Here is a 23,811-nt window from a genome sequence, read left to right on the forward strand (position 1 = left end):
GCTCAGCCCTGCCGCAGCATCGCGGCGACGTCGAGGCCGGCCCGGGCGAAGCGCTCGACGTGCGGCGGGAACCCGTCCCCACGCACGAGCACACCGGCGCGCGTGGTAAACAGGTCGGCCGTCTCCACGACACCCGCCTCCACGCGACCGGGCACCGCGACGACCTCACGGGTGCGCCGCCGCCCACGGGCGTCCAGCTCCAGGTGAACGACGAGGTCCACGGAGGACGCGACGGTCGGCACCACGAACCGGTCCGAGATGTTGCCTCCGGCCAGCAGCGGCAGCGTGCACAGCTTGCTGAGCGCCTCCCGTGCCGAGCTGGCGTGGATCGTGCACATCGCGGGGATGCCGCTGTTGAGGGCGATGAGCAGGTCGAGCGCCTCCGCCTCCCGGACCTCCCCCACCAGCAGCCTGTCGGGGCGCATCCGCAGCGCCTCCTTGACGAGGCGGCGCAGGGTGATCTCGCCGGTGCCCTCCAGGTTGGGCTGCCGCGTCTGCATCGCCACCCAGTCACGCACGGCCGGGCGCAGCTCGAAGACCTCCTCGCAGCTCACCACCCGCTCGCGCGGCGGAACGGCCCCGGCCAGGGCGTTGAGCATCGTCGTCTTGCCGGCCTGCGTCTGGCCGGAGACCAGCACGTTGAGGCCGACCTGGACCGCGGCCCGCAGGAACGCGGCCGCCTGCGGGGTGACCGACCCCAGGGCGACCATGTCCTCCATGCTCGTGGCCCGCACGACGTACTTGCGGATGTTCACCGACCAGTACCGTCGCGTGACGTCGGGGATGACGGCGTGCAGCCGTTCACCGCCGGGCAGGGAGGCGTCGACGAACGGGCTGGACAGGTCCAGCCGCCGCCCGGAGACCTTCAGCATCCTCTCCACGAGGTCCCGGACCTGGGCCTCCGTCAGGATCGTCGTGGTCAGCTCGGGCTCACCGCGCCGGGCCACGAAGACCTGCGACGGCGAGTTGATCCAAATCTCCTCGACCTCCTCGTCGTCCAGGTAGCGCTGCAGCGGTCCCAGCCCGGCCACGGCGTCGACCACCAGCTTGTGCGCGGCGGCGGCGTCACCCAGCGGCGGCACGGCCCCGAGCAGCGAGCGCTCGTCGTAGTCGGCCATGGCGGCGTGGACCAGCGCCACGACCCCGGCCCGGTCCCGCACCGGGTCGAGCCCGCGACGCCGGACGAGCTCACGGACCTCCCCCTCGAGGATCGTCACGCCGTCCGCCACCACCGTCACCACCCTCACCGTCCCGCGTCCCGCGCCGCAGATGTCCCGTTCGTCCGTATCCGGCAGCGACGGTAGGGCATGGCGCGCCACCGCGGGGCGGTTCGTCCACAGGACGACGCGGGAGGGCCCGCGACTCGCCGGGGCCGCTGGTCCCGTTGTGCCCTGATCTCGTCCCGCCGCACCGGGCGGAGGAGACAAGGAGTACTGGCGCACCATGACCACCAGCACGGTGAGCCCCGCGTTCAGCGTCTTCACCTCGGCGGAGGTCCAGGAGGTGATGGAGCGCGCCGGCACGATCCGCTGGAACCCCTCGGTGGAGGGGGCGGGTGCGACGGTCGTCACCATGGAGACGTTCGTGTGGGTGCAGGACACCACCACGGCCGCGACGTCGCGGCACGCCCGTGCGGTCCCCGTGCGGGGCGCACGTTCACACGTAGGTTGGGTTCCGTGAACACTCCCCCACCCACGGGTGACCAGCACGTGCTGCAGCACGGTGACCAGGTCGCCGTCGTCACGTCCGTCGCCGCGAGCCTGCGCGAGTACCGCGTCGGTGACCGGGACGTCGTCCTGCCGTTCGCGGTCGACTCGATCGCCCCCGCGTTCTCCGGTGCCGTGCTGGCGCCGTGGCCCAACCGGCTGCGCGACGGCACATACCGGTTCCGCGACGTCACCTACGAGGTGCCGCTGACCGAGCACGAGCGCCTGACGTCGCTGCACGGCCTGCTCGCGTACGAGCGGTTCGCCACCGTGATCGCCACCGAGGACTCGGTGACGCTGCGCCACGACCTGGTGCCGATCCCGGGCTACCCCTGGCCGCTGCGCCTGGACGTGACCTACACGCTGGGCGACGACGGCCTCACGGTGGCGCTCGCCGCGACCAACCAGGGCACCGACGTCGCGCCGTACGGCGTCGGGTTCCACCCGTGGCTGTCCCCCGGCCCCGGCACGGTCGACGAGTGCACGCTGCAGCTCGACGCGGCCCGGTCGGTGACGGTCGACGAGCGCCTGCTGCCCACCGGGACGCAGGCCGTCGCGGGCGACATGGACCTGCGCGCGGGCCGGCCGCTGGCCGGCGTCACGCTGGACGACGCGTGGCTCGAGGTGACCCCCGACGCCGACGGCCTGACGTGGGCCACCCTCACCGGGGCCGACGGCCGCACCGTCGCGGTCTGGGCCGACGCCACGCTGCCCGCGTGGCAGGTCTGCACGGGCGACGGCATCCCCGGCATCGAGCGCCGCGGCGTCGCGGTCGAGCCGATGACGTGCATCGCGGACGCGTTCCGCACCGGCGACCTGCTCGTGGAGCTCGCGCCCGGCGCGACCCACGAGGTCCGGTGGGGCATGTCGCTGCGCTGAGCCGTCCCGTCGGCGGGTCCGCTGCGGCGGGCCCGCCGGCGTGCGTCAGGTGCCGCCGCGCGTCACCGACGCGGACCGGCCGACCGCGACGTCAGCCGTAGTACTCGCCGTCGGCCTTGACGCCCTTGGTGTACTCCCAGTGCCACGGCTCGTACGGGCCGGAGCCCCCGCGGACGGCCCAGTTGGGCTGCTCCCAGCCGAACGTGGGTCCGTTGTCGTTCATCCACGTCCAGCGGGCGCCCGACGTCTGGATCGAGCAGAAGTCCATCGCGAGGCCCCAGCCGTGGTTGCTCTTGCCGGGGGTGGCGGCCAGGCCGCCCTTCTGCGCCTTGACGGCCTTCTGCTGCGCGAGCGTCCGGTACCCGGACGACAGGCACAGGTCCGTCCCGAACCGCGCGACGTGGGCCTCGTTGAGCTCGGCGAGCGCGACGGCCGCGTCGGCGCGCATCTGCGTGCGCCCGTCCCACAGCGTGCACAGGTCCTTGGTCGCCAGCAGGCCGTTCTCGCCCGCAGCGCGCACCGACCCGTCGCAGCCGGGCAGCGCGGAGCGCTCGGCGTCCCGCGAGACGTCGGCCAGGGCCCGCAGCCGCGAGCTGGAGTCGGTCGACATCAGCGGGGTGGGGGGCAGGTCCGTCAGCGGGAGGGCGGTCAGGGCCGCGACCGTCGACGGGAGGTTCGCGTCCGCGGCGGCCGTGGTGGCGACACCCATGACGATCTCGCCGTCCGCCACGCCCTGCGTGACCGGCACGACCACGGTGACCCCGACCAGCGCGCACAGCACACCGGCGCGCCCCAGGACCGTCGTCGAGCGCCGACGCGCGGGGGCGTCACCGTCGTCGGTCGCCACGATGCCGCGCCCGACGGGCTGCGCCGCCACAGGGACGGCTGTCACGTCGGCGTCCGGTCGCGCACTGCGACGGCGCGCGCGTGTCGTCGGCTCCGCTCGGTGGGATCCCACGACACCTCCGCTCACTTCGTCCCGCTGGTCATCGGCTCCCCCGATGCGGTTACGAAACCATAACGGGCTGCGCGCGCCGCTCCAAGGGCCTGATACGTCACAGGACGGTCGCAATCTGGACACGTGCACGACACACCGGGCGACACGCCGCGTCTTCACGGATCCTCCACCGCCGCAGGTGTCGTCAGCGGGCCGGATCACCCCGGCGCCGGTGCGTCCTGCACCCCGGTCGGGGGCCGCCCGGCCGTGCGCCCGACCTCAGCGCAGCTGGCCCCGCTGCATCGCGTCGCGGACCTCGCCGACGAGCTCCTCGAGGATGTCCTCGAGGAAGACGACACCGGTCGTGCGCCCCGCGTCGTCCACGCGGGCGAGGTGCGAGCCCGAGCGCTGCATCGCCTCCAGCGCCGTCTCCACCTCGTCGCCCGGCGCGACCACCGCGAGGGTGCGCACGCGCCAGGCCGGCACGGGCTGCGTGCGTGTCGCCTCGTCGGCGTACAGGACGTCCTTGATGTGCAGGTACCCGGTGGGCCGCCCGTCCGCGTCCACGACGACGAACCGGCTGAAGCCGGTGCGGGCGACCAGGTGCTCGATGTCGTCGGGCGTGCTGCCCGCGTCCACGGTCACCAGCTCGTCGACCGGCACCATCACCTCCGCGGCGGTGCGGTCCGAGAACTCGATGGCCCCCGAGAGCAGTCCCTGCTCGTCGGCCAGCAGACCCTCCGCCTGCGAGCGCTCGACGATGGACTGCACCTCCTCCGCGGTGAACGCGGAGGCCACCTCGTCCTGCGGCTCGACGCGGAACACCCGCAGCACGTGGTTCGCGAGCCAGTTGAGCGCGACGATCACCGGACGCATCACGCGGGCCACCCACACCAGCGGCGGGCCGAACAGCAGCACGGCGCGGTCCGGCCCGGCGACGGCCAGGTTCTTGGGCACCATCTCGCCCAGCACCACGTGCAGGTAGACGACCACCAGCAGCGCCAGGACGAACGCGATGGGGTGCGTGAGGGCGGCGGGCACCCCCAGGGCGTGCAGCGGGTCCTCGATGAGGTGGGCGATCGCCGGCTCGGCGACGAGGCCCAGGCTCGTCGAGCACACGGTGATGCCCAGCTGCGCGGCCGCGAGCATGAGCGAGACGTGCTCCATGGCCCACAGCACGGTGACGGCGCGCCGGTCACCGGCCTCGGCCAGCGGCTCGACCGACGAGCGGCGCGCGGACATCAGGGCGAACTCCGCACCGACGAAGAACGCGTTCGCCGCGAGGAGGACCACGGCCAGGACGAGCGCGAGCGTCGCGTCCATCAGTCGTCACCCGCCTCGTCGGCCGGGACCTCGCTGATCCGCACCCGCTCGACGCGGCGCCCTGCCATGCGCTCGACCCGCAGCCGCACGTTCCCCTCCACGATCTCGTCGCCCTCCGCAGGCACGCGCCCGAGCCGCGCCATGAGCAGACCGGCGACGGTCTCCCACGGGCCGTCGTCCGGCACGCGCAGCGCCGTCGCCTCGTGCAGCTCGTCGGGGCGCACCACGCCCGGCAGGACCCACGAGCCGTCCGCCTGCCGCGCCCGCGTGCCGCGCGCGCGGTCGTGCTCGTCGGCCACCTCGCCGACCAGCTCCTCGACGACGTCCTCGAGGGTCACGGCACCGGCGGTACCGCCGTACTCGTCCACGACGACCGCCATCTGCAGTCCCTGCGCTCGCAGGTCGACCAGCAGCGGACCCAGGCCCACCGTCTCGGGGACGCGCGGCGCGTCGACCATGAGGGCGGCGGCAGGCACCTCCGGGCGCCGCTCGTGGGGCACCGCCATCGCCTTGCGCAGGTGCACCAGGCCCAGCACGTCGTCCACGGAGTCCCCGATGACGGGGAAGCGCGAGTGGCCGGTCTGCCGGGCCAGCGCCATCACGTCGGCGGCGGAGTCGTCGCGCCGCACCACGTGCAGGCGCGTGCGGTCCGTCATGACGTCGACGGCGGTGAGGGTCGAGAAGTCGATCGAGTTGGTCAGCAGCGTCGCGGTGGCCTGGTCCAACGTGCCCTGGGCGGCGGACCGGCGCACGAGCGAGGCGAGCTCGGCGGGCGACCGCGCGCCCGACAGCTCCTCGCGCGGCTCGACGCCCACGCGCCGCAGCAGGGCGTTGGCGGTCCCGTTGGTCAGGGCGATCACCGGGCGCAGCGCGGCGGTGAAGCCCAGCTGCAGCGGCGCCACGACGCGTGCGGTGCCCAGCGGGCGGGCGATGGCGAAGTTCTTGGGCACGAGCTCGCCGAAGAGCATGGAGAACCCGTTGACGAGGACCAGCGCGAGCACGGCCGCGAGCGCGCCCGCCACGGCACCCCCGACCCCCGCGCCCTCCAGCGGCAGGCCGAGCAGGCGCACGACCGCGGGCTGCGTGGTGTAGCCGAGCAGCACGGTCGTGACCGTGATGCCGACCTGGGCCCCGGACAGCTGCGTCGAGAGCCGGCGCAGCGCCCGCACGACGGAGCCGCCGCGCGTGTCGTCGGGGGCGGTCTGCCGCTCGACGAGACCGGGGTCGAGGGTGACGAGCGCGAACTCGGCGGCGACGAACACCGCCGTCCCCGCGGTCAGCAGCACACCGAGGCCGACGAGCAGCCAGTCGGTCAGCACGGGAGCACCGGCGCGCGGTGCCCGCGGGCACCCGCGGGCTCGCAGGACGTGGAGAGGGGCGGGCCGGCGTGCTCGCGTCCAGCGGGACGCCGTCCGCGGCCGGCTCCCGCGCACGCGGCGGGGGCGGGACGGACGCGGGGCGGGACGCGATGCCGGCAGCGACTTGAGCTGCTCATGGTGAGCGACATCCTACGGACGATGCGCGGACGCGCGCGGGCTCGCCATGACCGCTCCCGGCTGCGTGTGCCACGCTGGCCCCATGGCCACCAGCGTCGCGCGACCGGGTGTCACCACCGTCCTCGTGGTGGAGGACGAGCCCGCGATCGCCCAGGCGATCGTGCACCGCTTCACCGCCGAGGGCTGGAACGTCGAGGCGGTGGGCGACGGCCACGCGGGCGTCGCGACCGCCGCCCGGCTGCAGCCCGACGTCGTCGTCCTCGACGTCATGCTGCCGGGGATCGACGGCCTCGAGGTGTGCCGGCAGATCCAGGCCGAGCGGCCCGTCCCCGTCCTCATGCTCACGGCCCGCGACGACGAGACGGACATGCTGGTCGGCCTGGGTGTGGGCGCCGACGACTACATGACCAAGCCGTTCTCGATGCGCGAGCTGGTCGCGCGGACCAAGGTGCTGCTGCGCCGCACCGAGCGTGCGGCGCGGGCCGCCGAGATGGCCACCGTCCAGCAGCCGGAGCCCCCGCTCGTGGTCGGTGACGTCACGATCGACAGCGCGCAGCGCCGGGTGCAGCGCGCCGGGACCGAGGTGCACCTGACCCCGACCGAGTTCGACCTGCTGCTGACGCTCGCGTCCTCGCCGCGCACCGTGCTGACCCGCGAGCGGCTGCTCGCGGACGTGTGGGACTGGGTGGACGCCAGCGGGACCCGGACCGTCGACTCCCACATCAAGGCGCTGCGCCGCAAGCTCGGGCCGGACCTGATCCGCACGGTCCACGGCGTGGGGTACGCCTACGAGCCCGCGGACGCGGCGGCGGACGACCCCGCCGAGGGCGGGTCGTGACGGTTCCCCCGCCGCCGCCCGCCCGCCACGCGCGGGGGGACGCCGACCGCTGGCGGCTGCCGGACGTCCGGCCGCTCGACCCGCTGCGCACCATCAAGATGAAGCTGGGCGTGCTGGTCGCCGCGACCGTCACGCTCGCCGCCTTCGTCATCTGGGTGGGCTACGGCCAGGCGCTCGGCCCGAGCCGCACGCTGCCGCTGGCGATCGCCCTGTCGCTCGTCGTGACGCAGCTGCTGGCCCGCGGCATGACGTCCCCGCTGCGGGAGATGACCGAGGCGGCGCGGGCGATGGCGGCCGGCGACTACAGCCGCCGGGTGCGCTCCACGAGCCGCGACGAGGTCGGGCAGCTCGCCGAGGCGTTCAACACGATGGCCGACGACCTGGAGCACCTGGACACCTTCCGGCGCGAGCTGGTCGCCAACGTCTCGCACGAGCTGCGCACACCCGTCACGGCGCTGCAGGCACAGCTCGAGAACATGGTCGACGGGGTCAGCGAGCCGGACCCCGCGACCCTGGCCGTCGCGCTGGCGCAGACCGAGCGGCTGTCCCGGCTGGTGTCCTCCCTGCTCGACCTGTCGCGGGTCGAGGCGGGTGCCATGTCGCTGCGGATCGAGGACGTCGACCTGGACCAGCTGCTGCACGAGGCGGCCGACGAGGCGTCGCTGGTCGGTGCCGAGAAGCGGCTGCGGTTCGTCGTGGACGTCGTGCCGGACGGTCTGACCGTCCCCGCCGACCCGGAGCGGCTGCACCAGGTGATCGCCAACCTCCTGCAGAACGCGGCCCGGCACTCGCCCGCGGACGAGGAGGTCCGCGTGGTCGCCCGTCGTGCGGGGCGCGACGTGCAGATCGACGTGATCGACCGGGGACCGGGCATCGCCCGGGAGCAGCGCGCGCACGTCTTCGAGCGGTTCGTGCGGGGGAACACCCCCGCGCTGACGGGACAGGGGTCGACGGGCGGCACGGGGCTCGGCCTGGCGATCGTCCGCTGGGCCGTGGAGCTGCACGGGGGCACCGTGGAGGTCGCCGACTCCGACTCGGGCTGCACCATGCGCGTGCGCCTGCCGGCCACGCCCGCCCGCACCGCCCGGCACCCGTGAGGCGCGGCCCGGCACGCCCCGGACCTGCCTTTGAGGCACGTCCCAGCCTGCCTTTAGGGGCCGTTGACCCCGGCGCCGCGCGGAGTGAAGACGATGCACAGATCACCGTGCGGGGCGCCGCGCAAGAGGCCTCCGACCCCGTCGAGCACGTAGTGTTGTCGTCAACAGAACTGGCGATGGCGCGGTCCGGTACCGCGCACCGGAAGTGGGCGATCCCAGCGTGACGCAGAACGCGCAGTCAGACTCCACCCGTGCCGACTTCGGCGCGAACGAGTGGCTGGTCGACGAGCTGTACGAGCAGTACCAGAAGGACCGCGACGCGGTGGACCCCGCGTGGTGGGACTTCTTCGAGGGCTACAGGCCCGAGACGTCGGGTGCTACGGCCAACGGCGACGCCACGACCCACGCACCGCCCGGCCGTCCGGCCGAGCAGACGGCGCCCGCCGTCGCGGCACCTGCTGCGCCGCCCGCCGCCGCGGCGCCCGCGCGGCCCGTCGAGGTCACGCCCTCCCCCGTCGCCACCGCACAGCCGGCGACGGCGCCGTACGCCGAGGTCGCCACGCGCCGCACCGACGAGGCACAGGACGCCCAGCCCGTCGACGACGTGCAGAAGCTGCGCGGCCCGGCGGCCCGCGTCGTCACCAACATGGAGGCGTCGCTCGAGGTGCCCACGGCCACCTCGGTGCGCGCCGTGCCGGCCAAGCTGATGGTCGACAACCGCATCGTCATCAACAACCACCTGGCGCGCGGCCGCGGCGGCAAGGTCTCCTTCACGCACCTCATCGGCTTCGCGCTGGTCGAGGCCGTCGGCGAGATGCCCGCCATGAACTCCTCGTTCACGCTGGTCGACGGCAAGCCGGGCGTGCTGTCGCCCGCGCACGTCAACCTGGGCCTCGCGATCGACCTGGCCAAGCCGGACGGCACGCGCCAGCTCCTGGTCCCGTCGATCAAGAAGGCCGAGACGCTCGACTTCGCGCAGTTCTGGACGGCCTACGAGGACGTCGTGCGCCGCGCGCGCAACAACAAGCTCACGGTGGACGACTTCGCCGGGACGACGATCTCGCTGACCAACCCCGGCACGATCGGCACGGTGCACTCGGTGCCGCGGCTCATGCAGGGGCAGGGCACGATCGTCGGCGTCGGCGCCATGGACTACCCCGCGGAGTTCGCCGGCACGTCGGACGAGCAGCTCAACCGCATGGGCGTCTCCAAGGTCCTCACGGTCACCTCGACGTACGACCACCGGATCATCCAGGGCGCCCAGTCGGGCGACTTCCTGCGGATCCTGTCGCGCAAGCTGCTGGGCGAGGACGGGTTCTACGACAGGGTGTTCGCGGCCCTGCGCGTGCCGTACGAGCCGGTGCGCTGGGTGCGGGACGCCAACCACGACCCGGACGCGGAGGCCATCAAGCCCGCGCGCGTCGCCGAGCTGATCCACGCGTACCGCTCGCGCGGCCACCTCATGGCCGACACCGACCCGCTCGCCTACCGCCAGCGCAAGCACCCGGACCTCGACGTGCAGAACCACGGGCTGACGCTGTGGGACCTGGACCGCACGTTCCCCACCGGCGGCTTCACGGGCAGGTCCCGCGCCACGCTGCGCGACGTGCTGGGCCTGCTGCGCGACTCGTACTGCCGCACCGTCGGCGCCGAGTACATGCACCTGCAGGACCCGCGGCAGCGCCGCTGGCTGCAGGAGCGCCTGGAGTCCGGGTACGCGCGCACGCCCCGTGAGGACCAGCTGCGCATCCTGCGCCGCCTCAACGCCGCCGAGGCGTTCGAGACGTTCCTGCAGACGAAGTTCGTCGGGCAGAAGCGCTTCTCGCTCGAGGGCGGCGAGTCCCTCATCCCGCTGCTCGACGCGATCCTCTCGCGAGCGGCCGACGGCGGCCTCGACGAGGTCGGCATCGGCATGGCGCACCGCGGGCGGCTGAACGTGCTGGCGAACATCGCCGGCAAGTCCTACGGCCAGATCTTCAGCGAGTTCGAGGGCAACCAGGACCCGAAGTCGGTCCAGGGCTCGGGCGACGTGAAGTACCACCTCGGCACCGAGGGCGTCTTCACCGCCGAGTCCGGCGCGACGACGGCCGTCTACCTGGCCGCGAACCCGTCGCACCTGGAGGCCGTCGACCCGGTGCTCGAGGGCATCGTGCGGGCCAAGCAGGACCGCATCGACCTCGGGGGCGACGGCTTCTCCGTGCTGCCGATCCTCATCCACGGCGACGCGGCGTTCGCGGGCCAGGGTGTCGTCTTCGAGACCCTCAACCTCGCGCAGCTGCGCGGGTACCGCACGGGCGGCACGATCCACGTGATCGTCAACAACCAGGTCGGCTTCACCACCGGCCCGTCGTCGTCGCGCTCCTCGCAGTACGCGACGGACGTCGCCAAGGGCCTGCAGGTGCCGATCTTCCACGTCAACGGGGACGACCCCGAGGCCGTGGTGCGGGTGGCCGAGCTGGCGTTCGAGTACCGCGAGCAGTTCGACCGCGACGTCATCATCGACATGGTCTGCTACCGCCGCCGCGGGCACAACGAGGGCGACGACCCCTCGATGACGCAGCCGCTGATGTACAACCTCATCGAGGCGAAGCGCTCGGTCCGCAAGATCTACACCGAGGCCCTCGTGGCGCGGGGGGACATCACCCTCGAGGAGGCCGAGCAGGCCCTGCGCGACTACCAGTCGCAGCTCGAGCGCGTCTTCACCGAGACGCGGGAGGACGGCTGGACGCCGCCGCCCGCGGACGTGGAGACGGTGGCCGGGCTCGAGCGACCGGAGTCCCAGCAGGAGGACGCCGGTGTCATGGTCGGCTGGCAGACGGCCGTGCCCGCGTCGGTCCTGCAGCGGATCGGCCAGGCGCACGTGAGCCCGCCGGAGGGCTTCACGGTCCACCCGAAGCTCGCCCAGCTCCTGGACAAGCGCGAGCGCATGAGCCGCGACGGCGGGATCGACTGGGGCTACGGCGAGATCCTCGCCTTCGGCTCCCTGCTGATCGAGGGCACGCCGGTGCGGCTGGCCGGGCAGGACTCGCGCCGCGGCACCTTCGTGCAGCGGCACGCGGTGCTGCACGACCGCGAGACGGGCGCCGAGTGGACCCCGCTGCTGTACCTGTCGGGCGACCAGGCGAAGTTCTGGGTCTACGACTCCTCGCTGTCGGAGTACGCCGCCCTCGGGTTCGAGTACGGCTACTCGGTGGAGCGCCCCGACGCGCTGGTGCTGTGGGAGGCGCAGTTCGGCGACTTCGTCAACGGCGCGCAGACCGTCATCGACGAGTTCATCTCGTCCGCGGAGCAGAAGTGGGCGCAGCGCTCGTCGGTCGTGCTGCTGCTCCCCCACGGCTACGAGGGCCAGGGGCCCGACCACTCGTCCGCACGCATCGAGCGCTTCCTGCAGCTCGCCGCCGAGGACAACATGACGATCGCCCAGCCGTCGACGCCCGCGTCGCACTTCCACCTGCTGCGCCGTCAGGCGTACCAGCGTCCGCGGCGCCCCCTCGTGGTGTTCACGCCGAAGTCGATGCTGCGGCTCAAGACCGCGACCTCGGACGTGCAGGACTTCACGACGGGCACCTTCCGCCCCGTGGTCGGCGACGACCTCGCAGCGGCCAAGGCCGACCAGGTGACGCGCGTGCTGCTGTGCTCGGGCAAGGTCTACTGGGACCTCCTGGCGCAGCGGGTGTCCTCGGGCGACCAGCAGACCGCGATCGTGCGGTTCGAGCAGCTCTACCCGCTGGACCCCGACTCGATCGCGCAGGCGCTCGCCCCGTACGGCGACGCCGAGCTGGTGTGGGTGCAGGACGAGCCGCGCAACCAGGGTCCGTGGACGTTCATGTCGACGCACCTGCCGCCGCTCGTCGGGCGGACCGTCCGGGTGGTCTCCCGCCCGGGGTCGGCCTCCCCCGCGGCCGGGTCGGCCAAGAAGCACGCGGCCGAGCAGAAGGCCCTGATCGAGGCGGCCTTCCAGCGCTGAGCACGGCCGACGGGCCGGCGACCCCCTGCGGGGCGCCGGCCCGTCGTCGTTCCCGGAGCGCCTACGAGGCCTGGTCGGCGGGGTCGCAGCTGAACCGGCGCCGGTACGCCAGCGGTGTGGTGCCGAGCGTGCGGGCGAAGTGGTGGCGCAGCAGCGCGGCGGTGCCGAACCCGCAGCGTCGAGCGATCTCCTCGACGGGTGCGGCGGTGCGCTCCAGCAGCTCCTGGGCACGGGCGACCCGCTGCCGCGCCACCCAGGCGGCGGGCGTCGAGCCGGTCTCGGAGCGGAACCGGCGCGCGAACGTGCGCTCCGACATCAGTGCGCGGGCAGCGAGCACGGGCACGCCCAGGTCGTCGTCGAGGTGCTCGAGCATCCACGCCAGCAGCGGGGCGAGGGTGTCGGCCTGCGGGGGCAGCGGGGTGTCGACGTACTGCGCCTGGCCGCCGTCGCGCTGCGGGGGCACCACCATCCGCCGCGCGATGCTCGTGGCCGCCGCCGCCCCGAGCTCGCGACGCACCAGGTGCAGGCAGGCGTCGATGCCGGCGGCGGTCCCGGCGCCGGTGATGACCCGCCCGTCCTCGACGTAGAGCACGTCGGGGTCCACCGTGGCCGACGGGAAGCGCTGCGCGAGGGCGGCCGCGTGCATCCAGTGGGTGGTGCAGCGTCGCCCGTCGAGCAGCCCGGCCTCACCCAGCGCGAACGCACCGCTGCAGATGCTCAGGATCCACGCCCCGCGCTCGTGGGCGTCACGCAGCCCCTGCAGCACCTCGGCGGGGACGGTCCCCTGCGGCATGCCGTAGGCGGGCACCACGACGAGGTCGGCGTCGCGCATCGCCTCCACACCGTGGTCGACGACGATCGCGAAGCCGCCCTTGGTCGGCATCGCGACACCGGGCGTGGGCCCGCAGACACGGAAGTCGAACCTGGGACCACCGGTGTCGGAGCGGTCGATCCCGAAGACCTCGCACGCGGTGCCGAGCTCGAAGGCGGCGGCGTTGGGCAGGGCGAGCACGGCGACGGTCCGGAGCACCCGTCCACGGTCCCACGGGGTTGGCAGGATTTCAACCCTCACCGTCAGTTCCGCCACTCGTGGCGCGATCTGGGCGTACACAGACTTTCTGCCATGGACATTCTCTGGATCGTCGTCATCGCCCTCACCGCCGCCGCGTGGGTCGCGTGGCTCGTCCACGTCGTCCGGCACGACGGACTGGGCGACCACGAGCCACCCCGCTCGCACCCGCACGAGGTGCACCAGCCCGTGACGCAGATCTTCCTCCGGTGACCCGTCGCGCCCCGCGACCGCGCCACCGCGACCGACACGGACGCGACCCGCCCGTCGATCGGTGCGACCACGCGCCCCCGGCCTGAGAGACTGTCGCCCATCGCGCACCGGACCGCCCGGCGCCGCGGGCACAGGCAGGAGTGATGGGCGTGGGTGAGCTGCCGCTGCGTCTCGCCGTGGTCGGGGACGAGCTGGTGGCCGGCGCGGGCGACCCCAAGGGACTGGGCTGGGTGGGACGCGTCACGGCGCGCACCAGCACGCCCGACCCGTTGACCGTGCTGACCCTGGCCGTCCCGGGCGAGACCAGCACCGAGCTGGGTGCCCGCTGGGACGCCGAGGTCTCGCGACGACTGTCGCCCCACGCCGACAACCGGCTCGTGGTCGCGCTCGGGCGCGCCGACATCGCCGCCGGACTCTCGCTGGCACGCAGCCGCCTGAACCTGGCCAACATCCTCGACGTCGCCGACCAGCGCCGGATCCCGGCGTTCGTGATCGGCCCGCCGCCGGGCCCCGCGCACGAGAGCGACCGCCTGGCGGAGCTCTCCGCCGCGCTCGGGGACGTCGCCTCGCGGCGCCGCGTCCCGTACGTGGACATGTACTCGCCCCTGGCGACGCACGACCAGTGGCTCGCGGACATGGCCACCTCGCCGCAGCACCTGCCCGGTCAGGCCGGCTACGGGCTCATGGCCTGGCTCGTCCTGCACACCGGCTGGCACACGTGGCTGGGCCTGCCGGATGACGGCGCCTGACCCCACGCCGGACCCGGCACCTGCCGTCCCGCAGCACACCGCCCCCGCACCGTCGGGAGCGGCCCGCGTCGTCGGCCCTCGTGCCGTGCTCGAGGTCTGCCTGCGCGCCGCTGCCGTCCTGCTGGTCATGGCCGCCGTCATGCTCGCCGTGCTGCTGGCGATGGCCTCCCGCTCCTCCGACGCGGCCGTCGACGCCCAGGCCGCCGTGATGGTCGTCGTCCTCATGTACGGGCTGCACCTCGTGGCCCTGGCCGTCCTCGGGTGGCCCGGCGGCCTGCTGACCGCGCACCTCATGCGGCACGAGACGTCCGAGCGCCGGCACGTGATCGCGTTCGCGGTCGCCGGCGGCCTGCTGGGAGGCGCCACCCTGGCGGCGTGGGGCGGCGGGGTCGCGATCCTCGTGTGGGCCGCCGTCGGCGCGGCCGTGGCGGGTGGCGCGCGCGCCTGGACGGGCCTGGCGCGTCGCCGTCGCGCGCTGCTGCGCGCCACCCACCCCAGCGCGCCCTCCTGAGCGACCCGGGCCCTCGGGCGCTCAGCGCAGCGTGGACCGCATCGTGCGCAGCGCCGTGTCGAGCACCGTCCGCAGGGTCTCGACCGTCAGCTCGTCGACGCCCGACGCGGCGTCGGCCCGGCGCAGGTCGGTGCGGACCTCGTCGCCGAAGCGCCGGACGATCGCCTCGGCCTCGACACGTCGCCGGTGCGAGGCCGTGCGCTGCGGGTCCGGCTCGCCCGGGGAGGGGCGTGCCGCGTCGCGGGCGCGCTGGGCGGCCGAGGCGAGATCGGCCCGCAGGCCGCGCATCGCCGCCTGCACGTCGTCCCGCACCTGGGACGCCTGCGCCCGGACCGTCTCGGAGATCTCGGCCTCCAGGTGCGCCAGGTCGCCGCGACGGGCGTCGAGCTCGGCCCGCCCGGCCTCGGTGAGCGTGTAGGTCGCCTTGCGCCCCTCGTCGGCGCGCCGGACCAGCCCCTCCTCCTCCAGCCGCGCGAGCCGCGGGTACACCGTCCCGGCGCTGGGGCGGTAGGTCCCGCCGAACCGGTCGCTCAACGCGGTCATGAGCTCGTAGCCGTGCCGCGGCCCGTCCTCGAGCAAGGACAGCAGGTACAGCCGCAGCCGGCCGTGCGCGAACACCTGGACCATCAGGCGCTCCTGTCGGCTGCGTCACCCGGCACCGCGTCGCCCGGCACCGCGTCGACGACGGCGTCATCAACGGGCGCGCGCAGCACCGTCACGTGCCCCGTCACCGTGGTCGCGGAGAGGTAGGTGCCGCCGTCGCCGGAGTCCAGGTCGACGGTCCGGCGCCCGGGACCGGTGCCCTTGTGCTCCTGCCCGTCGACGACGAGCCGTCCGGAGACCGACTGGGCCCGCACGCTCAGCCCGGCACCCTCCGGCACACGGACCGTGAGGTCGCCGGCGACGGTGGTGACCGTGAGCGAGGACGTGCCGGGACCGACGTCGAGCGAGACCGCCCCCGACACCGAGTTGCCCTGCACGAGCGTCAGCTCGCCGGAGGCTGCGAACTCGCCCGACACGGTGTTGAAGCGCACGTCGCCCTGGTGGCGGCGCACGACCGTCTCCCCCGAGACGCTGGTGGTCGACAGCCGTCCGTGCACGTCGTCCACGACGACGGAGCCGGAGACGGTCGAGACCGAGACGTCCTGCCGCAGGCCGGCGACGAGCTCGTCCGCGCTCACCGTGCCGACCTTGGCCAGCACGTCGCTCGGGACCGCGATGTGGACGTCGGCGCGGTCCTTGTCCTGGAAGTTGCGGAACCGCTCGACGAAGCCCTCCCACCCGCCGAGCGTGAAGCTGTAGCCGACGCGCAGCTCCCCGTCGGACAGCGTCACCTCGAGCGGACGGCCGTCGACCTCGTGCACCTCCAGGCGGGCCCCGCGCTGCTCCGGGTCGTCGTGCGCGACGACGTCGACGCGACCACCCACCAGCCCGACGCGCAGCGCGCGCAGGTCCTCGATCTCGATCACCTGCGGGCCGGCGACGACCCAGGACTCCGTCGACATGATGCCTCCATCGCGATATGTCGTGTTGTGCGGACACGTTATATCGCGATCGCGCACCGCACAACCCTGCGGACGACGACGGCCGACGACCTCCACGAGGTCGACCGCCCGCGGCGGTCAGGCGTGGGGAGGAGCTTGACGGACCCGCCCACCCGGGCCGACCAGGCGGGCCGCCGCCCGCCCCGCGGCGGGCGCCCGTCGTCGTGCTGCGGTGCGGTGCAGCTACACGACGATGCCCGCGCCGCGCAGCTCCACCGTGAGGTCGTGCGGGTTGGACGCGACGGCCAGCGCCTCCTCGAAGGTCACCACCGCGTCGCGGACCAGCGTGAACAGGTGCTGGTCGAACGTCTGCATCTTGTAGAAGTCCCCCTCCTTGATGAGGTCGTTCAGCGGGGGGTTCTCCTGGGGCTCGATGATGGCCTCGGCCGTGCGGCCGGTGTTGATCATGACCTCGATGGCCGCCTGCCGGCCGCTGCCGTCCGCCTTGCGCACCAGGCGCTGCGACACGATGCCGCGCAGCGCCTGCGCCAGCGCGATGCGGACCTGCTTCTGCTCGTGGGGCGGGAAGAAGTCCACGATGCGGTTGATGGTCTCGGCGGCGTCGATGGTGTGCAGCGTCGAGAGCACGAGGTGGCCGGTCTCGGCCGCGGACAGCGCCGCGCGCACGGTCTCGGTGTCACGCATCTCGCCGACCAGGATGACGTCCGGGTCCTGACGCATCGCGGCGCGCAGTGCCACGGTGAAGTCCGCGGTGTCCTGGCGCACCTCGCGCTGGGAGACGATCGCCTTCTTGTCCGCGTGCAGGATCTCGATCGGGTCCTCGATCGTCACGATGTTGACCTCACGGTACGAGTTGATGAGGTCGACCATCGAGGCCAGGGTCGTCGTCTTGCCCGATCCGGTGGGTCCGGTCACCAGGACCAGACCGCGGGGCTCCAGCGCGAGCTCGCCGACGACCTCCGGCAGGCCCAGCTCCCCCAGCGACTGCGCCCCGACGGCGACACGGCGGAACACCATCCCGAAGGTCCCGCGCGCCTGGTACGCGTTGACGCGGAACCGGCCGACGCCCGACAGCGAGTACGCGAAGTCCGCCTCCTTCGTCTCGCGGAAGATCTCCACGAGGTCGTCGGGCAGGACCTCCTCGAGCATCCGCTCGGTGTCCGCGGGGCGCAGCTCCGGCGCCTGCAGCTTGCGCAGCCGGCCGTCCACCCGCACGCGGGGTGACGACCCCACCTTGCAGTGCAGGTCGGAGCCGCCCGTGCTGGCCAGGGCGTGGAGGAACGGGATCACGGACTGCGGCTGCTGGCTCACGTCTGGGATATCGGGCGCGCTGCCCCCGCACTTGAGCACCCGCACGGCGGCGCGCACCACCCCGCGGGTGTGGGACCATGGGACGACATCCCTGCGTGCGTGCGTCGTGCGCGCGCGCCGCGACCCGAGGAGAACCACGATGAGCAAGCGTGGCCGCAAGCGTCGCTCCCGCAAGGGGAACGCCGCCAACCACGGCAAGCGTCCCAACGCCTGAGCGTTCGACGCCGTGACGTCGCGACGGGCCCGGAGCAACCGCTCCGGGCCCGTCGCCGTGTCGTGGGGTCTCAGACCTCGGTGTCAGTCGCGGGACGCAGCCGCAGGACCGTGAGCTGCTCGCGGATCCGCAGGCGCAGCGTCGCCGGGGCCTCCTCCTGGCAGCAGCGCCGCACGAGCTGCTTCATGACGAGCTCGATCTGCTCCTCCTCGAGGCAGTCCCTGCACTCGTGCAGGTGCGCCTCGACGCGGTCGTGGTCCAGCGCACCCAGCTCGGAGTCGACGTACTCCCACAGCCGCTCGACCGCCTCGTCGCAGCCGCAGGCGTCGGTCACGGGCCGGCCGGCCGACGTGTCGGCCACGACGGGCTCGTCCTCACGCGCGCTCACCGGGCACCGTCCGGCGTGCTCGGCGCCGCCCCCGCCAGGCCGCGGCCGCGGGCGTAGTCGGCCAGCAGCTCGCGCAGCTGGGCACGACCCCGGTGCAGGCGGGACATCACCGTCCCGATCGGTGTGCCCATGATCTCGGCGATCTCCTTGTAGGCGAAGCCCTCGACGTCCGCGAGGTACACCGCGATGCGGAAGTCCTCGGGGATCTGCTGCAGGGCGTCCTTGACGTCGGAGTCCGGCAGGTGGTCCAGCGCCTCGGCCTCGGCCGAGCGCAGCCCGCGCGACGTGTGCGACTCCGCCCGCGCCAGCTGCCAGTCCTCGATCTCCTCCGACCGGGACTGCTGCGGCTCGCGCTGCTTCTTGCGGTACGTGTTGATGTACGTGTTCGTGAGGATCCGGTACAGCCACGCCTTGAGGTTCGTACCCGGGCGGTACTGGTGGAAGGCGGCGAACGCCTTGGTGAACGCCTCCTGCACCAGGTCCTCGGCGTCGGCGGGGTTGCGCGTCATCCGCAGCGCCGCGCCGTACAGCTGGTCGAGGTAGACCAGCGCCTCGGCCTCGAACCGCTCGCTGCGGGCGGCGTCGTCCTCACCCGCAGGGGCACGGGTCGTGCCCTCGCCGTCGTCGACTCCCTCGGGGTGCTCGCTCATCACCACCGAGCCTAGTGCGCCGCGGGCACCACCACCCCCGCGCGGGGGCACGCCCCAGGGGGCGACGCCGTACGCCGGTCCGGGCCGCAGCGGGTGCACGACGGTCGCCGCGCCGGTGACGTCGACGGGCACGGGTGCGGCCGGGGGCGCCGGAGGGCTCGCGAGGGCACAGCTCATGACCGCTCCAACACGGCGGACACCTGCACGCATTCCCGGCGGTGGGCGCGCCGTCGAGGGCGGACGACACTAGCGTGGGACGCACCGTCCACCCGCGGTGACGTCTTCCTGGAGGAACCCGTGCTGCTGCGTCGCATCGCCCGCCCCCTGTTCGCGTCGTGGTTCGTCAGCCAAGGGCTCGACGCGCTGCGCCAACCCGCCGGCCACGCGCAGGTGATGCGCGACGGCCTCGACGGGCTGCGGAGCCGCGTGCCGGGCACCGCCCGTGCCTCGGCACCCGCCCCGGTCGGCAAGGCGCTGGACGGCGACGTCAGCGACAAGCAGCTCGCCATGCTCGCGCAGGCGCACGGTGCCGCGATGCTCGTCGCGGGCACGATGCTCGCGGTGGGCCGCGCACCGCGCACGGCCGCGCTCGCGCTGGCCGGCCTCACGGTGCCGCTGGTGCTCGTCAACCTGCCCCTGTCACGCCGGGGCGCGCTGACGCCCGCCGAGAAGAAGGCGCGCACGGAGCGCCTGGTGCGGGCTCTGTCGTTCACGGGCGGCGCCGTCCTCGCGGGCGTGGACCTCGAGGGTCGACCGGGGGTCTCGTGGCGCGTGCAGCACGCCATGGTGGACCGCGCCGCCGTCAAGGCGGCCCGCGCCGCCGAGGCCGCGAAGCACGTGGACGGCTGACGTGACCGTCCGGCGACGCCGCTAGCCTGGCCGTATGACGAGACAGCACGCCGACCTGTGGACCGCCCCCGTCGCCGACGGGGCGCTCGACGCGACGGTCGCGGTGCCGGGCTCCAAGTCGCTGAGCAACCGCTACCTCGTCCTGGCGGCCCTCGCGGGCGGCCCGAGCACGCTGCGCTCGCTGCTCGTCTCCCGCGACACCCGGCTCATGGCCGGCGCGCTCGAGGCCCTCGGCGTGCAGGTGGACCTGGGTGGGGACGCCGTGCAGGTGACCCCGGCGCCGTTGCGCGGGCACGTGACGATCGACTGCGGGCTGGCCGGCACGGTGATGCGGTTCCTGCCCGCCGTCGCGGCGCTCGCCGACGGCCCGGTCCGCTTCACGGGTGATCCCGAGGCCCTCGCGCGGCCCATGGGCCCCCTGCTGCAGGCACTGCGCGCGCTCGACGTGCGCGTGGACGAGGAGGGCGAGCCCGGCCGCCTGCCGTTCACCGTGCACGGCCGCGGTGCCGTGCGCGGCGGGCACGTCGACGTCGACGCCTCGGGCTCCAGCCAGTTCGTGTCCGGTCTGCTGCTCGCCGCCGCCCGGTTCGACCAAGGGCTCACCGTCCGGCACACCGGGCCGACGCTGCCGAGCCTGCCCCACATCGAGATGACCGTGGCCGTGCTGCGCGCCGCCGGCGTCGTGGTGGACGACTCCCGGCCGGACATCTGGCACGTCGAGCCGGGTCCCGTCGCCGGCCGTGACGTCCAGGTCGAGCCTGACCTGTCCAACGCCGCACCCTTCCTGTGCGCCGCGATGGTGGCCGGCGGCTCCGTGAGCGTGCCCGGCTGGCCTGTGCGCACCACGCAGCCCGGCGGGCTGCTGCCGGGCATCCTCACGCGCATGGGCGCATCGACGTCGCTCGACGGCGACGTGCTCACGGTCAGCGGCACCGGAGCCGTGCACGGAGTCGACCTGGACCTGCGCGCCGCGGGCGAGCTCGCCCCCACGATCGCGGCGCTGGCCGCCCTCGGCGACTCCCCCACCCGCCTGCGCGGCATCGCGCACCTGCGCGGCCACGAGTCCGACCGGCTCGCGGCACTCGCCGCGGAGATCACGCGCCTCGGCGGTCAGGCGGAGCAGACCTCCGACGGCCTGGTCATCACCCCCCGCCCGCTGCACGGCGGGGTGTGGCGCACGTACGCCGACCACCGCATGGCCACCGCCGGTGCCCTCGTCGGCCTGCGGGTGCCCGGCGTGGAGGTCGAGGACGTCGCCACCACCGCGAAGACCCTGCCCGGGTTCGTCGACCTGTGGAGCGGGATGCTGGCCGCGTCGGCGCACGGCGGGCGCGTCGTGCGCGACGGCCTGACGGCCGGGCCGACGGCCTGATGCCCACGCGGCGCTACGACGAGCGGGACGTGCGGATCCGTCCCGGTCGAGGCTCGCGGCCCCGCACCAAGCAGCGCCCCGAGCACGCCGACGCCCGCACGGCGATGGTCGTCGCCGTCGACCGAGGGCGGTACACGGTGCTGGTCGACCCCGGCGGGCCGGACGAGACCCGGATCCTGGCCATGAAGGCCCGTGAGCTGGGGCGTGACCGCGTCGTCCCGGGCGACCGGGTCGACGTCGTCGGGGACACGTCCGGCGCCGAGGGCTCGTTGGCGCGCATCGTGCGGATCGGCGAGCGCCGCACGGTGCTGCGCCGCACCGCCGACGACACCGACCCCGTGGAGCGCGTGATCGTCGCCAACGCCGACCGGCTGGTCGTCGTCACCGCGCTGGCCGACCCGGAGCCGCGCACCCGCATGATCGACCGCTGCGTGGCCGCGGCGTACGACGCGGGCATGGAGGTGCTCCTCGCCCTCACGAAGGCGGACCTCGCGGACCCGGCGGAGCTGACGGCCATGTACGCGCCGATCGGCGTGGACGTCGTGGTGACGCGCAGCGGCGTGGACCCGGTGACGGGCGAGCGGACCATCGAGGGGCTGGACGAGCTGCGCCGGATCCTGTCCGGTGAGGTGTCGGTCCTGGTCGGGCACTCGGGCGTCGGCAAGTCCACGCTCGTCAACGCGCTCGTGCCCGACGCGCACCGCGCCGTCGGCGTGGTCAACGACGTCACGGGCCGCGGGCGGCACACGTCGACGTCGGCGGTCGCGCTCGAGGTGCCGGGCACGGGAGCCCCGACGTGGGTCATCGACACGCCGGGCGTCCGGTCCTTCGGGCTCGCGCACGTCGACCCCGCGCACCTGCTCGGTGCGTTCCCCGACCTCGACGACGTCGCGCGGGAGTGCCCGCGCGGCTGCACGCACCTGGCCGGCTCGCCGGACTGCACGCTCGACGACTGGGTGGCGGGCGCACCCGACGACGTCACCCGCGCGGCACGCGCCGCGCGGCTCGACTCGTTCCGCCGGCTGCTGGTGAGCCGTCTGGGTGTCGAGGACCCCGAGCCGGAGGGTGACGGCGCGCGCGTCCCGTGACCGGGCGTCACGTTCGGTAGGTTGACGGCGCGGGCCGCCCGCCGACGACGGCGTGGCGGGGACCGCGCGCGACACCCGCACGTGTGACGAGGAGCCCTGATGGCCTACGACGACGACCTCCGGCTGGCGCACGTGGTCGCCGACCAGGTCGACTCGCTGACGATGTCGCGGTTCAAGGCCCAGGACCTGCAGGTCGAGACCAAGCCGGACCTCACGCCCGTGTCCGACGCGGACCGCGCGGCCGAGGACCTGGTGCGCTCGCAGCTGTCCCGGGCCCGTCCGCGCGACGCCGTGCACGGCGAGGAGCGCTCCGACACCGGGCACGGCCCGCGCCGCTGGGTCGTGGACCCGATCGACGGCACCAAGAACTTCGTCCGCGGCGTGCCCGTGTGGGCCACCCTCCTGGCGCTGATGGACGGTGACGAGGTCGTGCTCGGCGTCGTGTCCGCCCCCGCCCTCGGCCGGCGCTGGTGGGCCGCCAAGGGCACCGGCGCGTGGACGGGCCGGTCGCTCTCGGCCGCGACGCGGCTGCGGGTCTCGGGCGTCGAGCGCCTCGAGGACGCGTCGCTGTCGTACTCCGACCTGGCCGAGTGGGAGCAGCACGGCCGGTTCGACCAGTTCATGGACCTGCAGCGCCGGGTGTGGCGCACGCGGGCCTACGGCGACTTCTGGTCGTACGTGCTCGTCGCCGAGGGCGCCGTGGACGTCGCGGCGGAGCCCGAGCTCGAGCTGTACGACATGGCGGCCCTCGTGCCCGTCGTCACCGAGGCCGGTGGGCGCTTCACGTCGCTCGCGGGCGTCGACGGCCCGCACGGCGGCAGCGCCGTGGTCACCAACGGGCGGCTGCACGACGAGGTGCTCGACATCCTGTCCGTCTGACCAGCACGTCCGCCCGGAGATGACCGTGGACCCAGACCGTCATGCCGAGCACGCCGCGGCGTTCACGCAGAACGCCGACGAGTACGCCGCGGTGCGCCCCGGCTACCCCGACGCGGCCGTCGACCTGCTGGTCCCCCCGGACGCCCGCGACGTGCTGGACCTGGCCGCCGGCACGGGCAAGCTGACCGCCGCGCTCGTCGCGCGTGGCCTGCACGTCGTCGCCGTCGAGCCGGCCGACGGCATGCGCCGCGAGCTCGTGGCCCGGCTGCCGCAGGTCGAGGTGCACGACGGCACCGCGGAGTCGGTCCCGCTGCCCGACGCGTCCGTCGACGCCGTCACGGTCGCGCAGGCCTGGCACTGGTTCGACGAGCCGGCGGCCGCCGCCGAGGTCGCCCGCGTGCTGCGCCCGGGCGGGACGCTCGGCATCGTCTGGAACGACCGCGACGAGGACGTGCCGTGGGTGGGCGCGTACGGCGCGCTGCTGCACGAGGCCGCCGGGCCGCAGCTGGCACGCGGCACGTACCCGACGCCCGGCCCCGCGTTCACGGACGTCCTGCGCACCGACGTGCGGTGGGACCACGTCGTGGCGCCCGAGGACCTGGTGCGGCTGGCCGGCACCCGCTCCTACGCGCTGGTCCTGCCCCCCGACGAGCGTGCGGCCCTGCTGGGGCGGGTGCGCGAGCTCGTCGCGACCCACCCCGCGACGGCCGGTCGCGACCGGATCGCCGTCCCCTACGTCACGCGCGTGTACACGGCCCGCCGGCTCTGAC

At 74.1% G+C, this 23,811-nt stretch carries 24 protein-coding genes; 14 read left to right on the forward strand and 10 right to left on the reverse strand.

Annotation, left to right across the window (positions count from 1 at the left end):
- Positions 1–2: 2 nt before the first annotated feature.
- The gene (locus tag J1G43_RS13405; protein ID WP_372434893.1) at positions 3–1,241 is read right to left on the reverse strand and encodes a CpaF family protein; all 1,239 of its coding nucleotides are present in this window, start codon (positions 1,239–1,241) and stop codon (positions 3–5) included.
- Between the two features lie 202 nt (positions 1,242–1,443).
- Here J1G43_RS13405 and J1G43_RS13410 point away from each other — a divergent pair, with 202 nt between their 5' ends.
- On the forward strand, positions 1,444–1,680 hold the full coding sequence (locus J1G43_RS13410) for a hypothetical protein (RefSeq protein ID WP_207340716.1): 237 nt from the start codon (positions 1,444–1,446) through the stop codon (positions 1,678–1,680).
- A complete protein-coding gene (locus J1G43_RS13415; RefSeq protein WP_207370847.1) occupies positions 1,677–2,585 on the forward strand; it encodes an aldose 1-epimerase family protein in 909 nt (302 codons plus the stop codon). Before J1G43_RS13410 ends, J1G43_RS13415 begins: the two co-directional genes overlap by 4 nt.
- A 91-nt stretch (positions 2,586–2,676) precedes the next feature.
- On the opposite strand, the gene J1G43_RS19650 is transcribed toward J1G43_RS13415, so the two are convergent.
- The 3 genes from J1G43_RS19650 to J1G43_RS13430 form a co-directional block, all read right to left on the reverse strand.
- Positions 2,677–3,477: a M15 family metallopeptidase gene (locus J1G43_RS19650; RefSeq protein ID WP_207340718.1), complete on the reverse strand. Its 801-nt coding sequence runs from the start codon at positions 3,475–3,477 to the stop codon at positions 2,677–2,679.
- Between the two features lie 324 nt (positions 3,478–3,801).
- Entirely contained in the window at positions 3,802–4,845 is a 1,044-nt protein-coding gene (locus J1G43_RS13425) for a hemolysin family protein (RefSeq protein WP_207340719.1), read from the reverse strand.
- A complete protein-coding gene (locus J1G43_RS13430; protein WP_207340720.1) occupies positions 4,845–6,164 on the reverse strand; it encodes a hemolysin family protein in 1,320 nt (439 codons plus the stop codon). Before J1G43_RS13430 ends, J1G43_RS13425 begins: the two co-directional genes overlap by 1 nt.
- Positions 6,165–6,423: 259 nt before the next feature.
- Between J1G43_RS13430 and J1G43_RS13435 the strand changes: the two genes are divergently transcribed.
- The 3 genes from J1G43_RS13435 (at position 6,424) to J1G43_RS13445 (ending at position 12,243) form a co-directional block, all read left to right on the forward strand.
- Positions 6,424–7,179, forward strand: a complete 756-nt coding sequence (locus J1G43_RS13435; RefSeq protein ID WP_207340721.1) for a response regulator transcription factor — start codon at positions 6,424–6,426, stop codon at positions 7,177–7,179.
- Positions 7,176–8,276: an ATP-binding protein gene (locus tag J1G43_RS13440; RefSeq protein WP_207370848.1), complete on the forward strand. Its 1,101-nt coding sequence runs from the start codon at positions 7,176–7,178 to the stop codon at positions 8,274–8,276. The genes J1G43_RS13435 and J1G43_RS13440 overlap by 4 nt, the downstream gene beginning before the upstream one ends.
- 220 nt (positions 8,277–8,496) lie before the next feature.
- Entirely contained in the window at positions 8,497–12,243 is a 3,747-nt protein-coding gene (locus J1G43_RS13445) for a multifunctional oxoglutarate decarboxylase/oxoglutarate dehydrogenase thiamine pyrophosphate-binding subunit/dihydrolipoyllysine-residue succinyltransferase subunit (RefSeq protein WP_207378626.1), read from the forward strand.
- Between the two features lie 61 nt (positions 12,244–12,304).
- Here J1G43_RS13445 and J1G43_RS13450 read toward each other — a convergent pair whose 3' ends face one another.
- Positions 12,305–13,273, reverse strand: coding sequence for a GlxA family transcriptional regulator (locus tag J1G43_RS13450; protein ID WP_207370850.1), 969 nt, complete (start codon positions 13,271–13,273; stop codon positions 12,305–12,307).
- A 93-nt stretch (positions 13,274–13,366) separates the two neighbouring features.
- On the opposite strand from J1G43_RS13450, the gene J1G43_RS13455 reads away from it, so the two are divergent.
- The 3 genes from J1G43_RS13455 (at position 13,367) to J1G43_RS13465 (ending at position 14,785) form a co-directional block, all read left to right on the forward strand.
- Positions 13,367–13,525, forward strand: a complete 159-nt coding sequence (locus J1G43_RS13455) for a hypothetical protein (RefSeq protein ID WP_207340725.1) — start codon at positions 13,367–13,369, stop codon at positions 13,523–13,525.
- 149 nt (positions 13,526–13,674) lie between these two features.
- On the forward strand, positions 13,675–14,274 hold the full coding sequence (locus tag J1G43_RS13460) for a GDSL-type esterase/lipase family protein (RefSeq protein ID WP_372434888.1): 600 nt from the start codon (positions 13,675–13,677) through the stop codon (positions 14,272–14,274).
- Complete coding sequence (locus J1G43_RS13465) at positions 14,261–14,785, forward strand: hypothetical protein (RefSeq protein WP_207370851.1); 525 nt, start codon at positions 14,261–14,263, stop codon at positions 14,783–14,785. Before J1G43_RS13460 ends, J1G43_RS13465 begins: the two co-directional genes overlap by 14 nt.
- A gap of 21 nt (positions 14,786–14,806) precedes the next feature.
- On the opposite strand, the gene J1G43_RS13470 is transcribed toward J1G43_RS13465, so the two are convergent.
- The 3 genes from J1G43_RS13470 to J1G43_RS13480 all read right to left on the reverse strand — a co-directional run bounded on the left by J1G43_RS13470 (position 14,807) and on the right by J1G43_RS13480 (position 17,601).
- Positions 14,807–15,412 carry a PadR family transcriptional regulator gene (locus J1G43_RS13470; protein ID WP_207340728.1) on the reverse strand — a complete coding sequence of 202 codons (606 nt, stop codon included), beginning with the start codon at positions 15,410–15,412 and terminating at the stop codon, positions 14,807–14,809.
- A complete protein-coding gene (locus J1G43_RS13475) occupies positions 15,412–16,290 on the reverse strand; it encodes a DUF4097 family beta strand repeat-containing protein (RefSeq protein WP_207340729.1) in 879 nt (292 codons plus the stop codon). The genes J1G43_RS13470 and J1G43_RS13475 overlap by 1 nt, the downstream gene beginning before the upstream one ends.
- Before the next feature lie 222 nt (positions 16,291–16,512).
- Positions 16,513–17,601 (reverse strand): type IV pilus twitching motility protein PilT, encoded by a 1,089-nt coding sequence (locus J1G43_RS13480; protein WP_207340730.1) that lies wholly within the window; start codon positions 17,599–17,601, stop codon positions 16,513–16,515.
- A gap of 139 nt (positions 17,602–17,740) precedes the next feature.
- On the opposite strand from J1G43_RS13480, the gene J1G43_RS19785 reads away from it, so the two are divergent.
- A complete protein-coding gene (locus tag J1G43_RS19785) occupies positions 17,741–17,815 on the forward strand; it encodes a 50S ribosomal protein bL37 (protein ID WP_099052597.1) in 75 nt (24 codons plus the stop codon).
- A gap of 70 nt (positions 17,816–17,885) precedes the next feature.
- On the opposite strand, the gene rsrA is transcribed toward J1G43_RS19785, so the two are convergent.
- Both rsrA and J1G43_RS13490 read right to left on the reverse strand, forming a co-directional pair.
- On the reverse strand, positions 17,886–18,203 hold the full coding sequence (rsrA, locus tag J1G43_RS13485; protein ID WP_307859595.1) for a mycothiol system anti-sigma-R factor: 318 nt from the start codon (positions 18,201–18,203) through the stop codon (positions 17,886–17,888).
- Positions 18,200–19,030, reverse strand: a complete 831-nt coding sequence (locus J1G43_RS13490) for a sigma-70 family RNA polymerase sigma factor (protein WP_278186652.1) — start codon at positions 19,028–19,030, stop codon at positions 18,200–18,202. Before J1G43_RS13490 ends, rsrA begins: the two co-directional genes overlap by 4 nt.
- A 120-nt stretch (positions 19,031–19,150) precedes the next feature.
- Here J1G43_RS13490 and J1G43_RS13495 point away from each other — a divergent pair, with 120 nt between their 5' ends.
- The 5 genes from J1G43_RS13495 to J1G43_RS13515 all read left to right on the forward strand — a co-directional run bounded on the left by J1G43_RS13495 (position 19,151) and on the right by J1G43_RS13515 (position 23,810).
- Complete coding sequence (locus tag J1G43_RS13495; protein ID WP_207340732.1) at positions 19,151–19,702, forward strand: DoxX family membrane protein; 552 nt, start codon at positions 19,151–19,153, stop codon at positions 19,700–19,702.
- Between the two features lie 34 nt (positions 19,703–19,736).
- Positions 19,737–21,074 carry a 3-phosphoshikimate 1-carboxyvinyltransferase gene (gene aroA, locus J1G43_RS13500; protein ID WP_207378627.1) on the forward strand — a complete coding sequence of 446 codons (1,338 nt, stop codon included), beginning with the start codon at positions 19,737–19,739 and terminating at the stop codon, positions 21,072–21,074.
- A complete protein-coding gene (gene rsgA / locus J1G43_RS13505; RefSeq protein WP_207378628.1) occupies positions 21,074–22,162 on the forward strand; it encodes a ribosome small subunit-dependent GTPase A in 1,089 nt (362 codons plus the stop codon). The genes aroA and rsgA overlap by 1 nt, the downstream gene beginning before the upstream one ends.
- A gap of 99 nt (positions 22,163–22,261) precedes the next feature.
- Positions 22,262–23,041, forward strand: a complete 780-nt coding sequence (hisN, locus tag J1G43_RS13510; RefSeq protein ID WP_207340735.1) for a histidinol-phosphatase — start codon at positions 22,262–22,264, stop codon at positions 23,039–23,041.
- A 19-nt stretch (positions 23,042–23,060) separates the two neighbouring features.
- Positions 23,061–23,810 carry a class I SAM-dependent methyltransferase gene (locus tag J1G43_RS13515; RefSeq protein ID WP_207800585.1) on the forward strand — a complete coding sequence of 250 codons (750 nt, stop codon included), beginning with the start codon at positions 23,061–23,063 and terminating at the stop codon, positions 23,808–23,810.
- Position 23,811: the final 1 nt, after the last annotated feature.

Origin of the sequence: Cellulomonas sp. zg-ZUI22, from assembly GCF_017353535.1 — a bacterium.
Classification (GTDB): Bacteria; Actinomycetota; Actinomycetes; order Actinomycetales; family Cellulomonadaceae; genus Cellulomonas; species Cellulomonas wangleii.